Below are 20,827 nucleotides of genomic sequence, written 5' to 3' on the forward strand. Positions count from 1 at the left end.
TTACTCACCCGTTCGCCACTGTATCCAAAGATACCGTTCGACTTGCATGTATTAGGCATGCCGCCAGCGTTCATCCTGAGCCAGGATCAAACTCTCCATTTGATTTGACTCAACGCTTTTGCGTTTTTTTACTTTGTGATTGTTCAGGTTGAATTGACTTGTACTTGGTTTGTTTGTTTAACCTGTACCAATTGGTACTTGTACATACTGTCTGTAAAGTTTTCAAAGAACGAGTTATTTGTGAAGATTCATTTATCTTTCACAAGCTTGTTTATCTTACTCCCTGTCCTGATCAAAGTCAAGACTTTTTTGTGAATTTCTTTTTGAATTTCACAATCAGAAGAAGGCTTCACTTGTGAGAAACAAGCCGTCTCTCACAAGGCTCATTAAGAATACCACTCCAGCAATCATCGGTCAACCCTTTTTGTGAATTATTTTTAATTTTTCACAAATAAAGATTTCTGCCCTTAGATAAAGGAGATTAGATACCTAAAGCTGCTGATCAATTCTGTTTTCATCAAACAGCTTTGTTACCTTACTCTCTATTTGCCGGCAAATCAACCTGTTTTCTCAATTTTTCTTTGAACTGAAAATTTCGCTATGCGGATTCATCATACGAATAGTTTGGTTAGATAGTCAATACACCATAAAAACGCTACCGGAATAGTTTAAGGAGATAAACGGCAGCGCATATTTGATGGTTGGTTCGTGATCTTCAGATTTTTGAGGTAATTCAATACATTCCTTCGATTTAAGATAGAAAGTTATTTTGGTCTTTCCACTTATAGACGGAATATATCAGTGATTTCTTCTTTTGGAATAATCCCGCACGGCATCGAGTGACTCTTTGGTCTGTGTATTTCCTAGCCGCATACCAGCAGCAGCCATAGAAACGGATTCAAAGTTGAGCATTGTACCTTGTTCGTCTGCTGAATAATCTGCAGCATGATCCGCCTGAATTCCGATATCAGCCGCTGCCTGAATGGCATCAATATTGGCACCCAAAAAGATAAATTCCCAGCCGTATTTCTTTTGCAGCTTTGTAATTTTCTTTTTAATTTTTTCCAAAGTATAGAGTTTGCTTGCGTTTTCCATTCCATCGGTAATTATGACGAAAAGTACATTCCTTGAATCCAGAGTTTGAAATCCGCTTTCGATTCGTTTTTCGATTTTATCAATCGTCAGACCCACGGCATCAAGAAGAGCTGTCGTTCCACCGACACGAAAGTCTCCTTTTCTCATTGGGAAAACCTCGAACAGCTTTTCACCATCATGTAAAAACTTCAATTTATCATTAAAAAGAACGGTTGTGACATAGGTCGCAGCATGAATTTCCTTCTGATTTGATAGCATGGTATTAAATCCTTTGATCGTCTCTGATTCAAGACCATGCATGGATCCGCTGCAGTCAAGCACAAATACAAGTTCTGTTAGTTTCTTCATAGTTCAGATCTCCTCTCCAGCTGATTTCAGTCTAAAGAAAAGTCGATATGAAAAGGTCACTTTAAAAGCGACAACAATACTTAATTCGAATAATCTAACGCCACCGTATTGAGGAGAATAAATCGTCCTGGCTTAACCAGTAACCAAAGAAAGACAATTGCTTCTTTCCAACCCATTAAGGATGATTCTTAAATAATCAGCTGAATTTCCAGTCTGCAGTTTCGATCGCCTACCAGAAAAGTCAACAGAGTCCTCTAATTATCTATCGGCTTAAAAAAATTGCAGACTTTGATTTTGTTCAATATTCAGAAAAGCAATCAAGGCTGATCGATAGTTAACTCCCAAGTCCAGGAAGTCCATACTTAAACAGAACATCGTTTACTTCAAAAATGTTAAAGCGACTTGATTGAATGAAAAACTCAATAATCACATCGAATTTTTTAGCATGACTTAGTGCATATCCAGCGCGTTCAAGCAACTCCTGTGTTTCTTCAAGTGTCAGTTCAAGGGCGAAAGCCAATGCAAGAATGGTTCTTTTCCTCGGTGTATAGTCTGGATTACTTCGAATTTTTGAAAACAATTTTCGGTCAATATTAGCTTTCTTATATACATCCGAATCCGTTTTTCCCTTCGAATCGATTAGCTTCAGCAAGTATTCATTAAAAGGTATTTCAAGATCATCAAGCAGATGATCCAATGGAAGTGAATTTAAATCATCGAAAAAAACATCCGATTTAGCGGCTGACTCAACAAACGAAGGTGACATCATTCCTGTAAAAGATCGATAACGAATATCTTCCTTCTCACTTTGATCAACGTAGTTTTGATCGATATAGGATTCAACCTGATCAAGAAGATTGGTTGAAATCTCAAAGGACTTCTGATCAAAAACTGCCAGTAAGACTTCCATATCAGAGTCAGAATTTTGTAAAAAATCGTTGATAGCTTCCTGAGCCACTTCGAGTGCTTCAGCTTTTGGATAACCATAGATCCCTGATGAAATCAGTGGAAAAGCAATACTCGTCAGTCCCATAGAATCAGCAAGTTTCAGTGAATTCAGATAACAGTCTTTAAGTTGCTGGCGGCATTTTTTAGCTTTAGAAGCTGAGTAAATTGGTCCAGCAGTATGAATAATGTATTTTGCGGGCAGCTTAAAACCAGAGGTAGCTACAGCTTGTCCAGTATTTATGGGAGCTAATTTCTTGCATGCAGAATAAAGACTTCTTTCTCCAGCTGCTTTGAAAATTGCTCCACAAACTCCCCCACCAGCAAGCAGTGAAGTATTAGCGGCATTGACGATAGCATCAGTATCAATCTTGGTAATATCCTGACGGATTATATGAAAAGGCATTAAAAAACCTCCGTTCTGCTCTGATTGTATCAACCAGATTACCAGTAGGTCAGCAATCAGACAAAACAGTTCCATTTAATTATTGACCGCAAGAAAAGTTCCGAGTCGCAATCCCACTAAAGGCTTAGGAAATGCCAAAATATCTTGATAAGTAGTGATTACAAAATTTTAAACAACATTACTACACAACCTTATTTACATAGGTGTCTATTAAGGATGTTTCATTCATCCTTAATATTTTGATTTGTCGATTAATTCGTAAAAATGACTGAACTCTTCTTGTAACTTCACTGGAGGGATTATAATTTTTCGTTTTTGGAATTCTTTAAAATCAATATTGTCTGCTGTAACACCTCTAACTCCAGATAAAACATCCTTTTCAATCATCTTAAAGTAATTACATAGAAACAGTGGAAGGATTTTTTCTGAAGGTATAAAAGCTTTCATATCTTGGTTAATAGTTACTTCTACATCATTTACTGCGACAGGTAAAGTATGTTTCAAAATTCCGCTTCGAATAACCATCAAAACTGAATTACGAGGAACATTTTTTGCAGAAGAATTATTGACTGCATCCACTGATATATGGTCGATGCTATCCATTATTTTTTTCGACTTCATATCTTTTGGAGTGACCCAGGGGATAGTACCGTCATAGTATTCTGGATGATGCTTCGAAGGCGTTCCCCCACCAATTATCTTTCTACAAGCTTCTCTGATTTCTGCTATCTCAAAGTTATTTGGATTAGTTAGAGGATCTCCAAACATCTCAATAAATCGGGATTTGAAACTTTTAGACTGATTGAGAAGAGAAGTTGAAATCCGATATTTCATTATTGCTAGACTATATTCTTATCGGATTTAAGCTATCAATTTTTGGTAACTGATCTTCACATTATTCTGACTGACCATTGCATATTGCATTGTTGTGTCTATCTTTGCATGACCAAGTAATGTCTGAACTTGTTCAACCGGAACTCCTTTATCAATCGCTTTAGTAGCCAAGGTTCTTCTGAACTTATGAGGATGTACTTTATCAATACCCAGCTTTTTACCAAGCTGTCTGAGTCTGATTTCAACTCCACTGATTTCTAAACGATTATGAGGTTCCATCAGCGAAACAAATAATGCTGGATTAGAGTCATTTCTGCTTTCAATATAGTTTTTGAGATGAATCTTTGTTCTGGCATCAAAATAGACTGGTCTTTCTTTGCTTCCTTTACCAAAAACGATACATTCTCTATTTTCAAAATCGATATCTTCGATATTAAGTTGGACCAGCTCTCCAACTCGCATTCCAGTGGAGGCTAAAATATCGATTAATGCCAGATCTCTAAGGTTATCTGCATTATCTCTGAGTGTTTCCAAAGCTTCGTCTGAATAAGTTTCCTTGACTGTTTTTGCGGTACGGATTTTATGGATTCGGCGAACTGGACTTTTTAGGATGTAGTTCTCATCTTCCAACCATGCAAAAAAGGTTGAAAGAATTCGACGGATATTATCAATATTAGCTTTAGAGCAGTTATTGATCTTCTGATAATTTGATAGATAATCGCGTAGATGTTCTGTAGTCATATGAGTAATATGTTCATCACGCAATTCAAAAAGCTTTTTTAAAGTCGCCCGATAATAGCGTAAAGTCTTCTGGCTGCATCCTTCAATAGACTTTGCAGTTATGAACAGATCAAGAAATTCTTCATTCGTTCGCACGTTTTCATCCGTTTCAACAGAATCATCTTTTTCAACTTTCACCTTCCAGAAACAGTGCTCTAATACTTCCTGTAGTTTTAATAACTGCGCATTATTCAAAACAGGAATCATTTCCCGAGTTATATCTGCAATTAACTGTTCTTTCATGGTGAATTATCTCCTTCTAAGTTGCTTATACAGTATAAAAGCCGCTCAGCTAACAACTGATACGGCTTTATTGAAAATAATTTTTGAATCCACTTTATTTAAATCATAGTTGTTGATATAGGTTTATTTTTGACTCGTATGCTTAATGACTATCCATTCCCCGGATCGCTTATTTCCTTTACGAATCAAAATCCCTGCTTTTTTAAGTTCAGCTATTCTGCGGTCGACTGTACTTGCAGAAATGCCCAATTGCTTGTGAATGTCTTTTATTCGGATTTTTGGGCTTTGTTCAATCAGATTAAGTATTCTTTCCGCTAAGTCCTGTTTATTAACATCAGGATTAACATCAATATTAACATCATTGAAGTTTTTAACTGATGCTTCTTTTAAAGCTTTTGAAATCATATTAAGCATGAACTCGATAAAAGCGGTTGAATTTCCTTCATGATCGCTAATCTGAATCGCTTTGTAATAGTCTTCCTGATTTTCATAAACCAGCGTTTCTACAGGAAGGAATTCAAATACCGGATTCCATAATCGAAGAATATTCGACTGCCATAATCTGGCAATTCTTCCGTTTCCATCTTCAAACGGATGGATAAAAACCATTTCATAGTGGAAAACACACGATTTGATCAACGGATGAGCTCTTGAGGTTTTAAGCCATGTAAATAGCTGATTCATTAAGTGTGGAACAAGATCAGCTGGAGATCCCATATGAATAACTGCATCTCCTTGAAAGACTCCAACTTCTCCTTTTCTGTAATTTCCAGCCTGAAATACCAGATTTTCAGTCAACACTTCATGAGCTTTTAAAAAATCTTGTTCTGAATAAGGATCAAGATCAGAAAGCATATCGTAAACTCTGAACGCATTCTGAACCTCTAATATATCCTTCTGTTTTCCTAATACCCGCTTGCCTTCCAGTAAGGCAGAAACCTGTTCTTCGGAAAGTTGATTGTTCTCAATGGCTAAAGATGAAAATACAGTTTGTATCTTATTGTCTTTTCTGAGATGTGGAATTGACGCAGATTTTAGTCCACCATGGTAGATTCCGACTAATTCCCCTATCTCAACCAATTGATTAGAAATGATATCAGTTATTTCATATGGTGGAGTATATTTATCGGTATACATTTGCTAACCAAAGTACTCCTGCATCAATTTTTTCTTTAGAGTTTCAAGCTGATCAATGCTTTGTTGGATAGCCAATTTTGATTTGTCTAGTTTCCTAGAAAATTCGGCAAATTCTCTTTGTAATTTTAGAGGAGGTATCATCAGAGGATAATTCTCTAAAATCCGTTTATTCAGCCCTCCTCTGCCTCCATCTCCATTCGATATTTTTCGTAAATTATCATACTCTAGCGTCAGATATTGTAATAAGAATTCAGGATCGATTTTTTTATTAGCCTTTATAGCAATTATTGATTGATTAGCACAGAGAGGGATTTCAGTAATAGCCGCTTTCCCTCTAGTCTTACCTTGTCCAGCTAAAGCTATTAATACAGTTTGAGCAGGAATCCACTTTGTACTACAATTATCAAAACCAATTTGTGTAATCTTTTTTTCGGTTGATGAAATTCGGAATTTATTTATCTCACCGCTACTCATCCAAGGAATTACACCATCAACCCAATATTCTGGCTTTGTAGTTGACGGAGTTCCACCCGCAATACACTCAGAAATTTCTTTAATAAGCTTTATTGGCCAATCTTTTTCATTTGTTTTTAGATTACCGAACATCTCAATAAATCGGGAACTTACAAGCTGATCTAATAATAGTTTTAATTTCTCATTAGCTTCAATAATGGATTCTACAGATTTTATAATACGAGCAATTTGAACCTGCTTTTCATACTCTGGGATTGGAATCACTATTTTTGATAAATTACCAATAGTTATTTGAGGTTGAGCTGAACCAGAAATTATTTGGTTAAAATCATAATTTCGAAGAAACAATTCCAAATATTCTAGAAAAACATCAGATGATAAATCATCTAAGCACATTGCATTTCCATTGATATATGAAAAAGGTTGACTGACATTAATCCGTCCACATGTTGCTCCTCGGCAGGTTATCAATATTGTTCTATCTTCATGGTTATAGATATTTGAATAACCAATTATTCCATTAGCACCATAAATCGGGTAACCTTCTTTTATAAATTTTTCTTTGGCTATTGTTTTCCATTGCTTTGGATGGCATATATCAGTTAGCTTCACTTTTCTCATTGAATACCTCTGTTTGTTGGAATCGTTCCAATACTGATAGTTGATCAAGTATTTTTGGCTTTTTTTGAATAAGACTTTTAACTTTATTGATTTTATCGACAATTTCATCTTGTTTCTTTATATCAGGAAGAGGGATCGTTATTTCATCAATATCACTATTTCTGATATTTTTATTATTCACTCCTACTGAACTCTCCGAAATAACTTGTCGGTATTTTTCACTATTAAAAAAACATCCAATATAATTCGGGTTTACCGTATTGTCTTTCACTCTAACAATTTTACAAAATGCTCCAAGCTATAATCCAGATTGTTTTCTGTTTGAGCCGACTTACCAACTAAGTTCTGACTTCCACTAGATCCACAAATCAGTATGTCTAGCTTTTTTAGTAATTGCCGTTCAGAAACTAAATTTTCGAGACGTAAATTAAATCATCAAAAGTAAGTATGTTATTTTTGATATTATTAGCTCTCAACAACCCGATAGCATTTGGATCACCTTTTTGTCTAATAAATGAAGGCTTATATGAAATCCCTCGAATCTGTTCTATTAAGTCGCCTAATCTTACCAATTTCATTTCCATCAACCTCTTTCGTTATCCCAAACACGTAGAAATTTAACCGATTAGAAAAAGCATATGTATCCAACCGCAAAGTCGGGATTTGACAAGTTCATCCAATTTGTTTTTATATTCGAGTAGTTCTCTAACTAAATTATCCAGGAGAATTAATATATAAATTTCTGCTTTTTGAATTTCTATTTCTGGAACTTGAATTTCTAGATCAAGCATCTGTTCGGTTGGCACAACTCTTCTTCTTGCTGTCGTTCCTCTTAGTTTCTGCTTAAAATATTCCAATGCTTTTGGGCCATGAAGATATTGTTCAAGATACTTTGGTAGAACTACTTTTTGATCGATATCCCAAACTCCATACGCTGGACTCATGATTCCGCGATCAACAGTATTCTGAATGTAGTAAACTCCTTCATCCATTGGAAAGCCGATCACTAACTGATTTCGTTCAACAACTTTGTAATTGCTCTTGTCAACAGAAGCGATAGACTTTTTAAATCTTTCACTTTGTTTGATTATCCCAGACCGAGAGGTCATAGAAAGAACTGGATAATCGTTAGAACCAGCTCTTTTAGTTTTTGAAGGCCTAATTAGCTTTCCTAATTTGAGCTTTTTATATTCAATAGGCCTCATTTCTCCATATTCCCCTTCTTTTCAGTAAATTCTGCATCTAAAACATCAGTTCCAAGCATCTGTTCCAATTCTTTAAGATCTTGCTGAATTTTCATTTGCAGAATGTTAATTTGAGTCAGGATTTCTGATGTTGGTGGATATTCAACTTTTTCGTAGACAACTTCTTTGTATTTGTTGATGGAGAGGTCATAATCGTTCTTAACAATTTCTTCTTTAGGAACTAAGAAGCTTTGTTCAGTTCTCTTTCGTTCTTTTTCCTGATCAATATTTTTAAACCGTTCAATGATATCTGGAATATCGTTTTCTGTGATTGGTGATCTTTTATCATCCAGGCTGAATCCATCGTTTTTCATATCATAGAACCAGACATCGTCTGTTCCACCATAACCAGTTTTCTCAAAAATCAGAATTGCAGTGGAAACTCCGGCATAAGGTTTGAATACCCCAGAAGGCATGGAAATCACTGCTTTCAGTTTATTGTTTTCAATAATTTCCTTTCGAATGGCTTTATGAGCTTTTGATGAACCAAAAAGCACTCCATCTGGAACGATGCAGGTTGTTCTCCCACCCCTTTTAAGCATCTTTAAAAACAGTTCGAGAAACAGCAATTCTGTTTTCTTAGTTTTTGCGGTTTCTAAAAGATCATTGGATACACTGTCATAGTCAAGGCTTCCCTTAAACGGAGGATTAGCCAGAATCAAAGAATATTTTTCACGGTCAGGATTTTGATCTGTCAGAGAATCCCGATATTCAATATTTGGATGTTCAATACCATGAGTCATCATGTTCATGGCACCAATTCGAAGCATGGTTCGGTCCATATCAAAACCGGTAAACATCTCGTTCATATAATGCTTTCGATTTTCCGGGTTGAGTAATACTTCCTTTTTCTTGTTTTCTTTTAAATATTCAGCTGCTGCAACTAAGAAACCAGAGGTACCAGCAGCTGGATCGCAGATCATGTCATCAGGTTTGGGATCCATTAGATCAACCATCATTCGAATAATGTGTCTTGGAGTTCTGAACTGACCGTTTACTCCAGCTGTCGAGATTTTTGATAACAGATATTCATAGATATCTCCACGTGCATCCGGAGCATCCATCTTTTCATAAATTCCATCCATTGCGGTTACGATCTTCTGAAGCATCAATGGCGTAGGAACCTTGAAAATCGCATCCTGCATGTAGGTGGAATAGGCACTGTCTTTATTGCCATCCAGGTTCTTGATGAATGGAAATACTGATTCAGACATGTTCTGATACATCTGTTCAGCGCCCATGTCATGAAAGGTACTCCATTTCAGTTTTTCTTTATCAATTTCCCTGCCGTTGATTTCTTCTTTTCCTTCAAAAATGCTTTGATAGTCGATTCCCAGCATGTTTGCTGCTTTTTTATGTTCATTATCTGAGTCGTCAAGATCATGAATGAACATCAGATAGGTCATCTGTTCTATTACGTCAAGTGGATTGGTCAGACCTCCAGTCCAGAATATTTCCCACAGACTGTCAATTTTATTTTTCAGTTCGCCAGTAATCATTTCATTCAATTCCTTTCCATTTGGCTGGAAGAAAAACAGGAAAGGTATTGCTCCTTTCCTGTTTTTGATTGTATTCATGCTTGATTATTTCACAAATTAACGAATATCAAAATAATCTATATCAAAGTAAGCATGGTATAACTTCGCTGCTCCGAATTAAATCAGTTGAATAAGGCTTTTCGGTTAATATCCTCAATTCCTTTAGTAATAGATTCCAATTTCTTTTGGTCATTGGAAAATAACATGACTCCCCCGAAATCACTAAATGGAGACTGCATTAGAACCTGCTTTTTTAGCGTGCCATTGTAAGTGATATAGTCAATGACCTGATTCAGGAAATTGATCTGATCTTCATCAAGGCTGGCTTCATCAATATATTTTGCAAAAGCTTCTTTTGCTGCAACAGGATTTAAACCTGTAATACTTCGAACAAATTCACCTAACGGTCTGCTTGCAAATTCAGCTTCATAATCCGCTTTGGTTCCTAGTTCATCCCACATGATTCCTTCAAGCTGTTTAATATCCTTTTCGGTCAGTTCTTCATTATTTTTCAATTTGCGAATTGCTTCTGCATCCTGATGTTCACGGATATAAGTTTCAGCTCTTTGTTTATAGCTCTTTAGTTCAATACTCTGAATATCACGCTGGGTAATCTTTGGATCAAGAAGCAGATCTTTATAGTCTGTTTCATATAAAGTAATCTTTTCCGGATTGATATACTTCATCAAGCTTCGCAATGAATTTCGAATGTTTTCCAGATCATCGATTTCATACTGATCAAAGTTTTCAGTTTCAACTAAATGGTTGATCAGTTTTTCCTGTGCTTTAACTTCTGGAATATCCATCAAAGAACTCTGAAGTTGACTGGCTTTATACTGTAGATCTTGAAAAGCCGCTTTAGATTTCTTTCCATATAATCCAGCCAATTCAATTCCATATAACAAGGAATCAAAGCGGGTAGCAGTTATGTGATCACTTGATGACTGTATAAGCTGAATTAGTTCTTTTGTAATCTTATTAATATCCGCTTTTTTCAGATTCTTATACCCTTCTGGATTCGAATAGCGGTCTACTAATTCAAGATGCTGAACAACATTAAAAGCCGATCGGTTCAGATTCTTTATCTGCCTCGACATAATATCAACAAGATGCTCTCGATATTTCTGAAGTTCAGGAGTCTGATATTCTGGTTCCTGAAGCTTGTAAACCATCTCAAACATGGTTTTAAAGATGGCTCCCTGAATTGGAATGGCCCCTCTAGCTTCAATTGGATTCTTGTTTTCTCTGAAAAATTCAAAGTTGCCCATGAAATCAAAAATTCGGAAAACCTTTTTATCTTTACCATCAATCAGTCCTGGACAGGTTCTGGTTCCCCGTCCGATCATCTGCCAGAATTTTGCTTTCGACATCACTTTTTTAAAGAAAACCAGATTCAGGATGCTTGGAACATCGACTCCTGTATCCATCATATCGACCGATATGGCAATCTGTGGAAGCTTATTCGGATTTTCAAACTGTTCTTTTAAATGCATCACATCATAACAATAGTTATCGATGATCTGAGCAAAATCATCTCCAAGCTCAGGATATTCACTCTTGAATACATCAAGAATCATCTGAGCATGCTTATGGTTACGGGCAAAGATGATAGTTTTTCCAATTTTGTTGCCGTAATCAACTTTCAAACCTTCCTGCATCAGAATACCAAGAACCTTACGGATCGTATCCTTATTGAAAAGAGTCTTGTTCATTTCAGAAGCTGAAATGTGATAAGGCAGTTTTCCTTCCTCATCTTCAAACTGGTCTTCGTAATCTTCTTTTTCCTCTTCCGTCAGATCATCGTAGGTAATTCCTTCATTGATGAATTTTGTTCCCGTTTCCACGGTTTCATAATCCACCAGATAGTGATCCTTTACGCCCTGTTCAAGCGTATAGGCATAGGTTGGATCTCCTTGCTCGACATCAAACAATTCAAAGGTATTGTGATCAATATCTTCTTTTGGCGTTGCGGTCAGCCCAATAATTGGAGTATCAAAATAGGTGAATATGTCTTTGAATTTGTTATAGATTGAGCGGTGAACTTCATCACAGATAATCAGATCGAAATGGCCCGGCGTAAAGACTCGTCCATTTTCGTCGCTGTAAGTATCGATTAATCCGATCATGGTCTGATAAGTTGAGCAGACGACTCTTGCATCGGGCTCTTTCTTATTGTCACATAAGTTGGTTACTGATACATTTGGCAGATTGTCGGTAATCGCCTTTTTGGCCTGTTTGACTAACATGGTTCGATCAGCAAGAAACAGGACATTTGTTACCCATCCCTTTTTGATCAGGTAATCAATCAATGCTGCAGCAGTTCTTGTTTTTCCTGAACCAGTCGCCATAACAAGAAGAGCTTTCCTCTTTTTCTTATCAAGTACAGAGCAAATTGCCTGAATGGCAGCCTTCTGATAATAACGTCCAGCAATCTTATCGTCGCTGTGAACCGGAAAAAGAGGTTGTTTGAGTTTGCGAAGGTTAAAATACTTTTCAAGATCCGTTTTCGAATAAAAATCAGCAATTCTTCGTTCTGGATAATCATTGTCAATGATAGATGATCGGATTCCATTGCTTAAAAAGATAACCGGACGCCGTTTGTACTTTTTCGCGAGCTGATCAGCATACAATTTAGCCTGCTGACTTCCTTCATAAAGATCAACTGTTGTTTTCTTGGCTTCAATGATGGCAAGTGGAATTCCATCATCTCCATAAAGGACATAGTCGATTTTTCCTTTGCCAGATTTTGTTGGCATACCATAAACTTCAACTTCTTCAAGCCAGTTTTTTCCCTTAACCCATCCAGCATTTTCAAGCATCAGGTCAATATAGAGTTTTCTGGTTTCTGCTTCCGGAATAGGTTCTACGTAAGGCGGCTTCTTGAGATTATTCAATTGCTGATTTGCTGCTGAAAGCTGTTCCTTAAGCTGTTTAATCAATTCAAGCTGTTTAGCATTTTCTTCTTTTGTTATTGGTTTATCTGCAGGGAGTTCAATCTTTTGTAGTTTCTCTTTTGGATTCAGCAATTCTGGATTGTATTGACGGCCTTCCTGATAAATGTTTGATCCTGGAGGTTCATAATTGTAGGCCATCCAGTCAAGCAGCTCGAAAAGAGTCCGCAGACTGATTTTCACTGCTGTTTCAGAAGGTTCCTTATTTTCATGAACTATCGCATTTCCCGCTTTTCTAATTAGATCCAGGCTCTTGAGCAGCTGAAATGGCATCAAATCACGAATCTGATAATGCTTTAACAAGTCGATAAGTTTGGGATTGTCGCCTGCAGAAATATTCTCCATTGCGCAAAGGGATTTGAGTGTCAGTTCAATCGATTTTCGAATATTGAACATGGAGCTGACTTTACTGTATGGATAAACCAGCTCAGCTTCTCTTGCCGGTTTAACAAAGGGAGCGAATTCTTTAATCGGCAAAAGGTAGTCAAAATTTGTCATATCATCCCTGCCTTCCTTAAGTATGATCAGTTGAATCTTCAGCTGTCTGTAAATTTCAATCCGTAGTCAGGTTTATTGTATCCTAAATTTTTTAAAAGGATGAACATCACTGTGTTTGGATGTCATTTATTACTACAAAGATTTGTTGGCCATAGGTTCCACATCTGTTCGCCTCGCTTCGATTTTTCATTTTCAGGCATTTTCATTATGCTTTTCCCCAAAAAAATAAAGACCTCAGAACATATCCCGAGGTCATTGTTTCATTGAGTATATTTTAGTGATCGAAATATTAACTATATGTTGTTGCAAATCCCGTCTCTTTTTGAATTTATAATCAAGCAATATAATCAAGGAGGGATTAGATTGCAACTCCCTCTTTAGCAAGCACTTGTCTTCTTGCGTTTTCCCATCGCTTAACATTTTCTTCTTTCGATGTGGTTAAGCAATCTTCTTCATAGGAACCAAAACCCATTTTTTTATACATCCGAATCGCTGGCCATGATTGAGCCTGAGTCGACAGATAAAGACTCTTGTTTGGAAATTCCTGATGGAATTGGTGTATTGCCTGCTGCAGTACCATTCTTCCGTATCCTTTGGACTGATAATCAGGAGAGCTCATCATCCAGTGAACACGCATTCCATCTTCAAAATGCCTTCCAGGCCATATTCCTACAACAGACACCAGATCATCATCTTCTGAAAGTAAAGCGAACAGGTGTGAGTCAAAAAACTCAGGATCCTGGTTTCTCATTCGATCAAATATTTCTTCTTCTGGAATATCATTAGGAAACTTTAACCGTCTCATCAAATCTGCCCATTTGTTTTTGAGATCTTTTACTTCGGATATTTTGGCAAACCGCACTGAATCAGGAAGATCTGGTTTAGTGATTTCGTCCATCTTTTCAGAAGGAATGATCATCAATAATTCTTCATAGGGGTAGCTATCATCCAGGACGACTGGCTTTCTGTTTTGCTCAAGAGTTTTATTATGGTTCATTTTGTTCATTAAAATTTGCCTCTTTTCCTGTTTCTTTCATAAACTTAAAATTAATCTTAACCGACATTTCATCATTTACTGCATAATCTCTATTCGTTAGAAGTCCTTTTGAATCACTCAACTCATCTAATAGTCGCTCAGTGAGAAATCAGCCATTCTTTCACTCAGATTTCTTTAACAAATTAAGCAAGAAGTCATTCTTTTATATGATTTTATTTTGGGTTTTCCTGATGTCGGCGTAATCAAAGAAAAAGACTCAGGAATTATCGAAGACTGTGTCGGGGTCCCGGTGTCCGACTCTGAATCAGATCATTGTTAATGCCGATACAAATTGGCTGGATGAAGAATCTGAGGGCATTGACTAATAAGAAAAAAATGCGATCGAAGGTCTGCAAACAGTCTTCTTTCGCATTTGTATTTAGTAGACAATCTAAGATTTATTTGGAATTATCTGCTTTCTGGTTATTCTGTTCTTTATTATTTGCTTCAGAATTTTCGGATTTTTCTTGATTGGTATTCTCAGTTTCGTTAGCCTCAGTTTTTTTGGCTGAATCTGCAGACTCCTTTTCTGCACTATCTTCAAAGGAGACTGTAAATGTATCTCCCTTTTTAATTTTCTTATCACTTAATTCATTAAAGAAATTTTTGATTGAATCTTTCAGCTGACCAGGCGCTTTGAAAACCCGTATATCCTCATCATAGTAAACATCATCGGTCTGATCTTCAGAGCTCTTGACTTTCGAATAGTTGGAGTTGGTAATCTTGGAGATCACTCCTTCTTCATTCATTGTCATAGAGATTTCTACTCGCTCAGTCGTATATTCATCTGCCATTATGCTGCCATCACGAAGCAGATCTGTACGCTCTGTATTGTAAGTGTCTTTTGAATAGTTATCTAAATATTCATTGAACTTATCCACATCTGCAATCTTGAAGGTAAAAGTGTAGTTCGCTCCTTCCTGAACCAGTGAATAATCATAAAAGTCAGGATTTGAAGTTGGCGAGATAATCAAATCCGCTCCAAGATAAGAGAACATTGGAATCATAGCCGTATTTTTAACGACATCTGCGATTTCATCCGCTGAATATTCAGTCACCTGGTCTTCAGTTTCAAAATCTTCCAGTTTAAATGTCATGGAAGGATCCGATGGAGTTCCATCTTCGACACTGGTATAGGCTGTTGTGATCGCCTTATTATCCGCCTTCATAAAGCCAACGTTATGGTTGTCCTGAACGGTCTGATCAAGGAATTCATAAACAGTCGAATTATCATCAGTTACTCTGTAATCATAACTTTTTGAATGCATCGGGACTGTTTTAATGGATCCATCCTCTAAATCAAGCGTATTTCCTTCACCCGTATCGGAATACCCAATCTGATAATCGTACGCTTCAGCTGTTTTGGTGATGACTTTTGCTAAAGCTGAAGTTACATCTTCGGCACTTGATTCAGAAGTAATTTTGGCTAAGCCTTTCATGATGTCATTGGGTGCGTTTTCGCTGGTAATTGTTTTCTTAGCTGCACACCCGCCTAGCGCAAACGAGCTGACCATAGCTGCAGCAGCCAGGATTGAACAAGTTTTCGCAAAATGCATAAAAGCACCTCCTTATATTTTGTAATACCATAAAATCTTCACTTATTGGGATGATATGCCAAAAAGAAGAAAACCCGACTGCAATGGCAATCGGGCTGATTTCTTAACTTTTCAGTACTACTTACGCAGACCAAGACGACCGATAAGGGTTTTATAACGGTTGTAGTCTTCCTTCTGCAGGTAAGAGAGAAGGTTTTTACGGCGTCCAACCATTTTCATCAAACCTCTGTAGGAATGATAGTCATGTTTGTGAACTTTGAAATGTTCAGTAAGTTCATTGATTCTCTTAGTCAGGATTGCAACCTGTACTTCAGGAGAACCGCAGTCCCCTTCGTGAGTGGCATATTCTTTGATAATTGCCTGTTTTTCTTCTTTTGTCATTTTTAACCTCCAAAATCTTGACTGTCCTTTGGACAAAGATCCGGGGTGGAGACTCCCGTTCCTTGAACAAAGCTTTCATAGTTTATCAAATATCAATCGTTCGATCAATTGAATCGAGCAATCCGATCAAAAGATATAAAAACTTACGGTTACCAGACAGAAAAAGGAATCGGATCCAGATCTCATTTTGATCCATTTTCAGAGCGATTGGCATCAAGACTTGATTCCATCACTTCAAGCAGATCAAAGAGAATCGTATTGAGAATCTCTCTTCCCTTTTCATTCAGACAAAGCCTCTCTTTTTTATCGATGATTACAATCTCAAAGAAACTTCGATTTTCTTCATTCATTCTGAAGATCAGATCAGGCAGCAGACATCCAAATAAGGAAGAATAGTTCTGATTCCATTGTTGAATATCTACGCCAAACTGAGTTCTTAAGCCTAACATCAGATCAGTAAAGTAGAAATCCGATCCATCATATTCAATCTTTGGTCCTTCCTTCAGATAAGTAAAGAGCGAATTATCATGGTGGTAATATCCATTTGAATTTCTGCCGCAGGCTCCAAAACCAATTCCTGCATAGTTCTGAGCCATCCATACAGATAGATTATGTCTTGAGTACTTCCTGTTTTTTACAAAGGAAGAAATCTCATAATGCTCATATCCTGCTTCTTTCAATGCAGCAATGATCCATTCAAATTCGTCCGCTTCCAAATCTGAATCAACAGGTTTTAAATTCTGCTTTCCAAACACAGAGTTTTCTTCAATCTGCAGTGAATAAATCGAAATATGTTCAATTCCCAGATCGATAAATGTTTTCACATCGTGCTTTACCGACTCAAAATCCTGCCCGGGTAAGGCGAAGATCAGATCACAGCTGATATTTTCAAATCCCGCTTTTCGAGCCTGTTCAATCACCTTTAAAGCCTGATCAGAGCTGTGCTTTCGATTGATTCTTTTGAGCACATCATCATCAAAGCTTTGAATCCCGATACTCAGACGATTGATCCCTGACTGCCTGTAAAAATTCAGATCTGCCTGATCGACCGTTTCCGGATTGACTTCGATGGTCCATTCGTAAGTTGCTGATCCTGATGGATTTTGCTTCTGTTCCTTATTTGAAGGTTCATTCCTGGCCTCATAGTCTTCCCGAAAAGAAAGAACCTTTAAAAATGGTTTAGAAAGTCTTCTTAACTGTTCCTGATTTAAAACTGAAGGGGTTCCTCCTCCAAAGTAGAGCGTTTCGATTTTCCAGTCTGGGTTTTCTTCCAGCTTCTTTTCAATAAAATCATTGGCTTCTTTAACGATCTGATCCAGCCAGGGATCAATCTGAGATAGATTCAGACTCTTTTCAAAAGCACAATAGTGACATAGATGAGCACAGAATGGGACATGAACATAAATATTTTCATGAGCGATCGGAATGATCTTCAATTCGTCAGCGGCCGCATATCGAATAGAAGAGACTGAGTTTTCTGGCATACCTAAATCATCTGTAGAAAATCCTTCCTGATTCTGATTGATTTCAGAATCGAGGAAGGATTGAACATTCTTATTCATCATCCATGGAAAGAACTGCCATAAAGGCTTCCTGAGGAATTTCGACAGAACCGACCATCTTCATCCGCTTCTTTCCTTCTTTTTGCTTTTCGAGCAGTTTTTTCTTTCGGGAAATGTCTCCGCCATAACATTTGGCCAATACGTTTTTACGCAATGCTTTAATGTTGGTACGGGCAATGATCTTCGAGCCGATTGCAGCCTGAATTGGAATTTCAAATTGCTGCTTGGGGAGCAGTTCCTTAAGTTTAATCGTCATTGCATTGCCTCGGTTATAGGCAAAATCCTTATGAACGATAATGCTCAGCGCATCAACGAGCTGGCCATTAATTAGAATATCGAGCTTCTGCAGTGAGGATTGTCTGTAACCCGTGAAGCTGTAGTCAAAGGAAGCGTATCCTTTGGTCGATGATTTTAAACGATCGAAGAAATCAAAAATGATTTCTGATAATGGCATCTCATAGATGATTTCCATACGGGTTTCATCAAGAACCTGCATATCCCGATATTCACCGCGTTTTTTCTGACACAGATCCATAATGGCTCCGACGTATTCCTTTGGAACCATGATTTCAGCCCGAACATAGGGCTCTTCGATATGATCAATCTGCGTAGTCGGTGGTAAAGCCGCCGGGTTATCCACTTCAACAACTTCGCCATCTGTTTTATAGACCTTGTAAATAACTGATGGTGAAGTTGCGATCAGATTTAAACCATATTCTCTTTCAAGCCGCTCTTCGACCACGTCCATATGAAGAAGGCCTAAAAATCCACATCGAAATCCAAAACCTAAAGCCTGCGAAGTCTCCGGTTCAAACTGCAAAGAGGCATCATTGAGCTGAAGCTTAATCAATGCTTCCTTCAGATCATCGTATCTTGCATTATCGACCGGGTATAATCCGGCATAAACCATCGGCTGCATTTCCTTATATCCATGCAGAGGTTTATCGGCTGGCTCATCGGCCAGAGTGATCGTATCCCCGACACGGACATCATGAATGTCCTTGATCGCAGCGGCAATCCAGCCGACATCTCCCGTTTCGAGCTTGTCCTTGTTCATTGATTTTGGAGTTCGAACTCCAGTTTCAATGACTTCGTATTCTGCACCGGTAGCCATGAAGCGAATTTTATCCTTTGGCCGAATGGTTCCATTTTTAATCGAGATAAATGCGATGACTCCCTTATAAGGATCATAAAGAGAGTCAAATACCAGCGCCTGAAGCGGAGCCTTCGGATCGCCTTTTGGAGCGGGAAGCTTCTCTACAATCGCTTCAAGGACTTGGTCGACATTCAATCCGGATTTGGCCGAAATCTCAACAGCTTCTGAACAATCAAGACCAATCAGGTTTTCAATTTCTTCTTTGACCACTTCAGGCTGAGCACTTGGCAGATCCACCTTATTAATCACAGGCAAAATTTCAAGATCATTATCCAGAGCCAGATAGACATTGGCCAACGTCTGTGCCTGAACCCCCTGAGCAGCATCTACCACCAGGATTGCCCCTTCACAGGCGGCTAAGGAACGGGAGACTTCATAGGTAAAATCGACATGGCCCGGCGTGTCGATCAGATGAAACAGATATTCTTCCCCGTTTTTTGCCTTGTAGGCTAACTCAACGGCATTGAGTTTAATGGTAATTCCGCGCTCTCTTTCAAGGTCCATGGAATCCAGGATCTGATCCTTCATTTCCCGTTTTTCAACGGAATCGGTCAGTTCAAGAATACGGTCGGCTAAAGTCGACTTTCCATGATCAATATGAGCGATAATCGAAAAATTTCTCTTATGCGACTGATCCATATCTATAGTCATTGACTCACTTTCTTTTTGATTTGAATTCTTATTTATATTTGATACCTATTTCAGGATTTCAGGCCTGAATCGCCTGAATTTCAGGTATCCGTATATTTCTTAAAATCTGTAATATCTCACAAATTGCAGACTAAATCCTGCAGCCATCCAGGGCTCTTCCAGCTCCGTTGACAAAAGAGACGATATCCATAATCGGTTTTCCTTCAAGCTGAACCCGCTTTAAATCCAGCTTTCCATCTTTTAAGGTGATCACCATTTTCTTTTTGCCTTCCTTAAGTATTTTCATCGGTTCCAATGATTCTCCATCTTTATAAGGAATATAACGGCATTCGATGATTTTCAGCTTCTTGCCATTGGCAATCAGCCAGGCACCTGGAGCAGCGGATAAAGCCCGGATCTGATTGTAAATTTCATGGTCCGATTGTCCAAAGTCGATTCTTTCTTCCTGAGAATCGATTTTGGGGGCATAGGTCCATACCGAATCATCCTGAGGAATAAATTCGGCTTTTCCCTGAAGAAGGGTTTCGAGATTTTTGACGATCAGCTCTCCAGCGGCTTTTCCCATGCGCCCAAACAGTTCATCACAGGTTTCATCCGGCCCGATTTCAAGCCTTGCGATATCCATTACTCCACCGGTATCCATACCCTTTTCCATTTTCATTAAAGCCATTCCTGTCGTTGTTTTTCCATCCATTATGGCTCTTTGAATCGGTGCGCATCCTCTGTATTCAGGAAGTAAGGATCCATGTAAATTGACTGCCCCATTGATTGTACTGTTTAAATTCTCTTCGCTGAGAATTTGACCAAATGCGCAGGTTACAATCAGATTGGCTTTTTCATTAAGGAGGACTTCATTTTCCTTTTTAATCGAAACAGGCTGAAAGACTGGGATATCGTGTTTTAAAGCCAGCTTTTTTACCTCTGAAAATTCAAGCTTCTGTTTGCGTCCAACTTTTCGATCCGGCTGAGTGACAACCAGTGAAACATTGGCTTTGGCATCAAGCAAAGCCTGCAAAACATCCGCTGCAATAGCCGGAGTTCCCATAAATATGATTTTGTCATTTTCCATAACTCTGCCTCCTTACAGATTGATTATTATACCGTACGATCGCTTCAATTTCGCTTATGCTCAAAAGCTTCGATCGAATTCTTATAAAAAAAGCGATTTTAGATCGGCTGATTTTTCAAATTCTTCATATTGACAACCGGTTGCTCGATTATTATTACTTCATAACCATTTTCTCAATACCATTTTCTTTTCAATTGCCGATCTCATGATTTTCCTGTTTTTTGTGACTGGTATTCATTCAAATTCTGCTGACTGATGTGAAGATTCAACCTGAAATTTTTTTAACCTGGCTGTGAGCTTAT

The 20,827-nt window shown here is 37.8% G+C and carries 16 protein-coding genes and 1 rRNA gene; all 17 read right to left on the reverse strand.

The features are described 5' to 3' along the window. A 16S ribosomal RNA gene (locus BO222_RS05515) occupies positions 1-102 on the reverse strand; the annotation flags it as partial. A 696-nt stretch (positions 103-798) separates the two neighbouring features. Continuing rightward, entirely contained in the window at positions 799-1,443 is a 645-nt protein-coding gene (locus tag BO222_RS05520) for a vWA domain-containing protein (RefSeq protein WP_075819109.1), read from the reverse strand. Positions 1,444-1,777: 334 nt separating this feature from the next. After that, positions 1,778-2,794, reverse strand: coding sequence for a macro domain-containing protein (locus BO222_RS05525; RefSeq protein WP_075819111.1), 1,017 nt, complete (start codon positions 2,792-2,794; stop codon positions 1,778-1,780). A gap of 231 nt (positions 2,795-3,025) precedes the next feature. Then, complete coding sequence (locus BO222_RS05530) at positions 3,026-3,628, reverse strand: restriction endonuclease subunit S (protein WP_075819113.1); 603 nt, start codon at positions 3,626-3,628, stop codon at positions 3,026-3,028. A 27-nt stretch (positions 3,629-3,655) separates the two neighbouring features. Further along, positions 3,656-4,651, reverse strand: coding sequence for a site-specific tyrosine recombinase/integron integrase (gene xerA, locus BO222_RS05535; RefSeq protein WP_075819114.1), 996 nt, complete (start codon positions 4,649-4,651; stop codon positions 3,656-3,658). A gap of 123 nt (positions 4,652-4,774) precedes the next feature. Then, the gene (locus tag BO222_RS05540; protein ID WP_075819116.1) at positions 4,775-5,788 is read right to left on the reverse strand and encodes a Fic family protein; all 1,014 of its coding nucleotides are present in this window, start codon (positions 5,786-5,788) and stop codon (positions 4,775-4,777) included. A gap of 3 nt (positions 5,789-5,791) precedes the next feature. After that, entirely contained in the window at positions 5,792-6,883 is a 1,092-nt protein-coding gene (locus BO222_RS05545) for a restriction endonuclease subunit S (protein WP_075819118.1), read from the reverse strand. After that, positions 6,861-7,163 carry a restriction endonuclease subunit S gene (locus tag BO222_RS05550; protein ID WP_083647689.1) on the reverse strand — a complete coding sequence of 101 codons (303 nt, stop codon included), beginning with the start codon at positions 7,161-7,163 and terminating at the stop codon, positions 6,861-6,863. Before BO222_RS05550 ends, BO222_RS05545 begins: the two co-directional genes overlap by 23 nt. A gap of 337 nt (positions 7,164-7,500) precedes the next feature. Further along, entirely contained in the window at positions 7,501-8,088 is a 588-nt protein-coding gene (locus BO222_RS05555) for a restriction endonuclease subunit S domain-containing protein (protein ID WP_075819122.1), read from the reverse strand. Next, positions 8,085-9,704 carry a class I SAM-dependent DNA methyltransferase gene (locus BO222_RS05560; RefSeq protein ID WP_233131214.1) on the reverse strand — a complete coding sequence of 540 codons (1,620 nt, stop codon included), beginning with the start codon at positions 9,702-9,704 and terminating at the stop codon, positions 8,085-8,087. Before BO222_RS05560 ends, BO222_RS05555 begins: the two co-directional genes overlap by 4 nt. Before the next feature lie 83 nt (positions 9,705-9,787). Continuing rightward, positions 9,788-13,114 (reverse strand): type I restriction endonuclease subunit R, encoded by a 3,327-nt coding sequence (locus tag BO222_RS05565; protein WP_075819124.1) that lies wholly within the window; start codon positions 13,112-13,114, stop codon positions 9,788-9,790. 358 nt (positions 13,115-13,472) lie between these two features. Beyond that, positions 13,473-14,120 (reverse strand): GNAT family N-acetyltransferase, encoded by a 648-nt coding sequence (locus tag BO222_RS05570; protein ID WP_075819126.1) that lies wholly within the window; start codon positions 14,118-14,120, stop codon positions 13,473-13,475. A gap of 428 nt (positions 14,121-14,548) precedes the next feature. Further along, positions 14,549-15,706: a hypothetical protein gene (locus BO222_RS05575; RefSeq protein WP_075819128.1), complete on the reverse strand. Its 1,158-nt coding sequence runs from the start codon at positions 15,704-15,706 to the stop codon at positions 14,549-14,551. Between the two features lie 117 nt (positions 15,707-15,823). Beyond that, positions 15,824-16,087 (reverse strand): 30S ribosomal protein S15, encoded by a 264-nt coding sequence (rpsO, locus tag BO222_RS05580; RefSeq protein ID WP_075819130.1) that lies wholly within the window; start codon positions 16,085-16,087, stop codon positions 15,824-15,826. A 182-nt stretch (positions 16,088-16,269) separates the two neighbouring features. Beyond that, entirely contained in the window at positions 16,270-17,652 is a 1,383-nt protein-coding gene (locus BO222_RS05585; RefSeq protein WP_075819132.1) for a coproporphyrinogen-III oxidase family protein, read from the reverse strand. Further along, a complete protein-coding gene (gene lepA / locus BO222_RS05590) occupies positions 17,642-19,444 on the reverse strand; it encodes a translation elongation factor 4 (protein WP_075819168.1) in 1,803 nt (600 codons plus the stop codon). Before lepA ends, BO222_RS05585 begins: the two co-directional genes overlap by 11 nt. A gap of 142 nt (positions 19,445-19,586) precedes the next feature. Next, positions 19,587-20,525, reverse strand: coding sequence for a methionyl-tRNA formyltransferase (gene fmt, locus BO222_RS05595; RefSeq protein WP_075819134.1), 939 nt, complete (start codon positions 20,523-20,525; stop codon positions 19,587-19,589). Positions 20,526-20,827 lie beyond the last annotated feature (302 nt).

Source organism: Ileibacterium valens (genome assembly GCF_001945525.1).
GTDB lineage: Bacteria > Bacillota_I > Bacilli_A > Erysipelotrichales > Erysipelotrichaceae > Ileibacterium > Ileibacterium valens.

Excerpts from the sequence above, each read along its gene's own strand:
- BO222_RS05525 (WP_075819111.1), bottom strand. The coding sequence starts at position 2,794 with ATGCCTTTTCATATAATCCGTCAGGATATTACCAAGATTGATACTGAT.
- BO222_RS05585 (WP_075819132.1), bottom strand. The coding sequence starts at position 17,652 with ATGATGAATAAGAATGTTCAATCCTTCCTCGATTCTGAAATCAATCAG.
- BO222_RS05520 (WP_075819109.1), bottom strand. The coding sequence starts at position 1,443 with ATGAAGAAACTAACAGAACTTGTATTTGTGCTTGACTGCAGCGGATCC.
- BO222_RS05570 (WP_075819126.1), bottom strand. The coding sequence starts at position 14,120 with ATGAACAAAATGAACCATAATAAAACTCTTGAGCAAAACAGAAAGCCA.
- BO222_RS05540 (WP_075819116.1), bottom strand. The coding sequence starts at position 5,788 with ATGTATACCGATAAATATACTCCACCATATGAAATAACTGATATCATT.
- BO222_RS05560 (WP_233131214.1), bottom strand. The coding sequence starts at position 9,704 with ATGAATACAATCAAAAACAGGAAAGGAGCAATACCTTTCCTGTTTTTC.
- BO222_RS05555 (WP_075819122.1), bottom strand. The coding sequence starts at position 8,088 with ATGAGGCCTATTGAATATAAAAAGCTCAAATTAGGAAAGCTAATTAGG.
- BO222_RS05575 (WP_075819128.1), bottom strand. The coding sequence starts at position 15,706 with ATGCATTTTGCGAAAACTTGTTCAATCCTGGCTGCTGCAGCTATGGTC.
- fmt (WP_075819134.1), bottom strand. The coding sequence starts at position 20,525 with ATGGAAAATGACAAAATCATATTTATGGGAACTCCGGCTATTGCAGCG.
- BO222_RS05565 (WP_075819124.1), bottom strand. The coding sequence starts at position 13,114 with ATGACAAATTTTGACTACCTTTTGCCGATTAAAGAATTCGCTCCCTTT.
- lepA (WP_075819168.1), bottom strand. The coding sequence starts at position 19,444 with ATGGATCAGTCGCATAAGAGAAATTTTTCGATTATCGCTCATATTGAT.
- BO222_RS05545 (WP_075819118.1), bottom strand. The coding sequence starts at position 6,883 with ATGAGAAAAGTGAAGCTAACTGATATATGCCATCCAAAGCAATGGAAA.
- rpsO (WP_075819130.1), bottom strand. The coding sequence starts at position 16,087 with ATGACAAAAGAAGAAAAACAGGCAATTATCAAAGAATATGCCACTCAC.
- xerA (WP_075819114.1), bottom strand. The coding sequence starts at position 4,651 with ATGAAAGAACAGTTAATTGCAGATATAACTCGGGAAATGATTCCTGTT.
- BO222_RS05530 (WP_075819113.1), bottom strand. The coding sequence starts at position 3,628 with ATGAAATATCGGATTTCAACTTCTCTTCTCAATCAGTCTAAAAGTTTC.